Annotated in this window: 2 protein-coding genes and 1 tRNA gene; 1 reads left to right on the top strand and 2 read right to left on the bottom strand. The window is 57.3% G+C overall.

The features are described from left to right. Nucleotides 1-211: 211 nt before the first annotated feature. Nucleotides 212-288: transfer RNA gene (locus PMI26_RS07145), tRNA-Met, on the bottom strand. A gap of 301 nt (nt 289-589) precedes the next feature. On the opposite strand from PMI26_RS07145, the gene dinB reads away from it, so the two are divergent. Beyond that, on the top strand, nt 590-1,651 hold the full coding sequence (dinB, locus tag PMI26_RS07150; RefSeq protein ID WP_007977673.1) for a DNA polymerase IV: 1,062 nt from the start codon (nt 590-592) through the stop codon (nt 1,649-1,651). Between the two features lie 105 nt (nt 1,652-1,756). Here the strand turns inward: dinB and PMI26_RS07155 are convergent. Next, a partial coding sequence (locus tag PMI26_RS07155; RefSeq protein ID WP_007977671.1) for a hypothetical protein occupies nt 1,757-2,564 on the bottom strand: 808 nt, incomplete at its 5' end.

The raw sequence follows: 2,564 nt of genomic DNA, 5'->3' as shown, positions 1-2,564 counted from the left end.
GAGATACGCCGGGGTGTCAACCGTTAATCCTGAAGCAGGTCAAATAAACGTTGAATTGCGGCAAACGGTCGCAGTGATGGCCTAAGTTTCGGAATCAGAACGATTTCCAGTTTTGCCGTCGCTGAGTGTCCAGACCTTGTTTTGACGGCAGGCGATACAAAACAGGCACGCACAAAAAAGGCCACTCTTTCGAGTAGCCTTTTTTGATGTTTGGTTGCGGGAGCCGGATTTGAACCGACGACCTTCGGGTTATGAGCCCGACGAGCTACCAGACTGCTCCATCCCGCGTCTGTGTGTCGGCATTCTATAGAGATACGCCGGGGTGTCAACCTTCAATTCAGATAAAACCTGTTCATCTTCAATCGGTTAGCTTGCCGATGAGCGGGTTTGTCAGCCTGTGAGGCAGGCGGGGCAAGGCCTGCGGCTCTATCGGGAATGTTTTTCTGATTGAAAAAATAAATTTACCAACGACATTTCCCACGCCTCGAAAAGAACATTCAGACTACTGGTGCTATATACAGGTGTCGGTGAGATACTGGATGTCCGTCACACCAACACGCCTTTTCCTTGCCATGAACTCTGCTTTGCCATGACTCAGCGAAAGATCATCCACGTCGACTGTGATTGTTTCTACGCCGCCATTGAGATGCGTGATGACCCGCGTCTGGCCGGCAAGCCATTGGCGGTGGGCGGGTCGGCGGACCGGCGCGGGGTGATCGCCACCTGCAATTATGAAGCGCGGGCGTACGGAGTGCGTTCGGCGATGTCTTCAGGGCATGCCTTGAAGCTGTGCCCGGACCTGACCATCGTCAAGCCACGCATGGATGCCTATCGAGAAGCGTCCAGGGAAATCCATACGATCTTTCGCGATTACACCGAGATCATCGAGCCGCTCTCGCTCGATGAGGCCTACCTCGATGTGTCGGACAGCGCGCATTTCGCTGGCAGTGCAACGCGAATTGCCCAGGACATCCGGCGTCGGGTCTCCAATCAGTTGCACATCACCGTGTCGGCGGGCGTGGCGCCGAACAAGTTTCTGGCCAAGATCGCCAGTGACTGGAAAAAGCCCAACGGGCTGTTCGTCATCACTCCGGACCAGGTCGAGGACTTTGTCAGTGGCTTGCCGGTGAGCAAGCTGCACGGGGTCGGCAAAGTCACCGCCGACAAGCTGGGCAAGCTGGGAATCACGGATTGCCTGCAACTGCGCGAGTGGGACAAGTTGGCGCTAGTGCGTGAGTTCGGCAGCTTTGGTGAGCGACTCTGGAGCCTGGCCCGTGGAATTGATGAGCGTGTGGTGCACAACGACAGTCGTCGTCAGTCAATCAGTGTCGAAAATACCTACGACGTTGACCTGCCGGACCTGAAGAGTTGTCTGGATAAGTTGCCCGAGCTGTTGGAGACCCTGGCCGGTCGCATGGCGCGAATCGACAGCAGTTATCGTCCGGGCAAGCCATTCGTCAAAGTGAAGTTCCATGATTTTACCCAGACCACGCTGGAGCAAGCCGGAGCAGGGCGGGATCTGGGGAGTTATCAGTTGATGTTGACCCAGGCGTTCAATCGTGGCGGTAAACCGGTGCGGTTGTTGGGCGTCGGCGTGCGGCTGGAGGACTTGCGGGGCGGGTTCGAGCAGATGGAGTTGTTTGAGAGGTAGTGGAAGATTGAGGTTGGGCGGTGAATGTCTGGCCGCCTTCGCGAGCAAGCCCGCTCCCACATTGGATTAATGTGGGAGCGGGCTTGCTCGCGAAGCTTTTTGGCTTTAATTGAGTCCCGGATTCGCCACCAGTCGCTCGCCATTGCGGGCCAGCGACTTCAGGAACTCGGTCTGCAATTCCGGATCGTTGCGCGTCAGCTCGATCAGGCTCTGTTCCAGCTCACTGGCTTCTTCTTCAAGACCCAGCTCCGACAGGCGTTTGACCCGGTGGACCCATTGGTTGACTTCGTCGCCTTCGAGGTCGTCATAAATCAGCCCGTGGGCCTCATAGAGCTTGCTGCGCAAGGTGCTGCTGACGGCCAGGGTGGCATCGGTGTGCACGTTGTCCTGGGCGGCCTCAACACGAATCAGCAAGCGGCTCAGATGATTGATGTCATGTTCGGCGAACGGGTTATCCAACAGATTCAGGCGCAACACGCCGTTTTTGTCGGTAGTCAGTTCGAAGGTTTCCTTGCCGGCCTTGACCTCGACCGGGCGCTCGCTCCAGGGCAGGCTTGAGTACTCCGTGCGTTTGTCGCGCTGGACTTCATCAATACCGGCCAGGTTCTGCTGCGCGCGGCCATGGGACTGCACGTTCATGAACGGGTTGAGCCCGGCGAAACCGTAGCTCAGCCAGTCCTTGGTCACGCTGTCCGGCAGATTGCCGAGGGCGAACACATTGACCACGTTGGCACCGACACCCGCCACCACGGCCACCGCGCCCAGCGGGATTTCATAGATCTCCCGCCAGGGTTGGTACGGCGTATAGCGGTCATAGTGACGCGTGACTTCGTACTCGGTGACTTCGAAAGTCTTCTGCTCGTGGATTTTCACCCGCCGTTGCGGCAGGTCAAGCACCTTGGGCTCACCGACA

The sequence above is a fragment of the Pseudomonas sp. GM33 genome, assembly GCF_000282295.1.
Classification (GTDB): domain Bacteria; phylum Pseudomonadota; class Gammaproteobacteria; order Pseudomonadales; family Pseudomonadaceae; genus Aquipseudomonas; species Aquipseudomonas laurylsulfatiphila.
Note: the sequence above shows the minus strand (reverse complement) of the source record. Positions and strands in the feature narration are given on the sequence as shown.

Excerpts from the sequence above, each read along its gene's own strand:
- dinB (WP_007977673.1), top strand. The coding sequence starts at position 590 with ATGACTCAGCGAAAGATCATCCACGTCGACTGTGATTGTTTCTACGCC.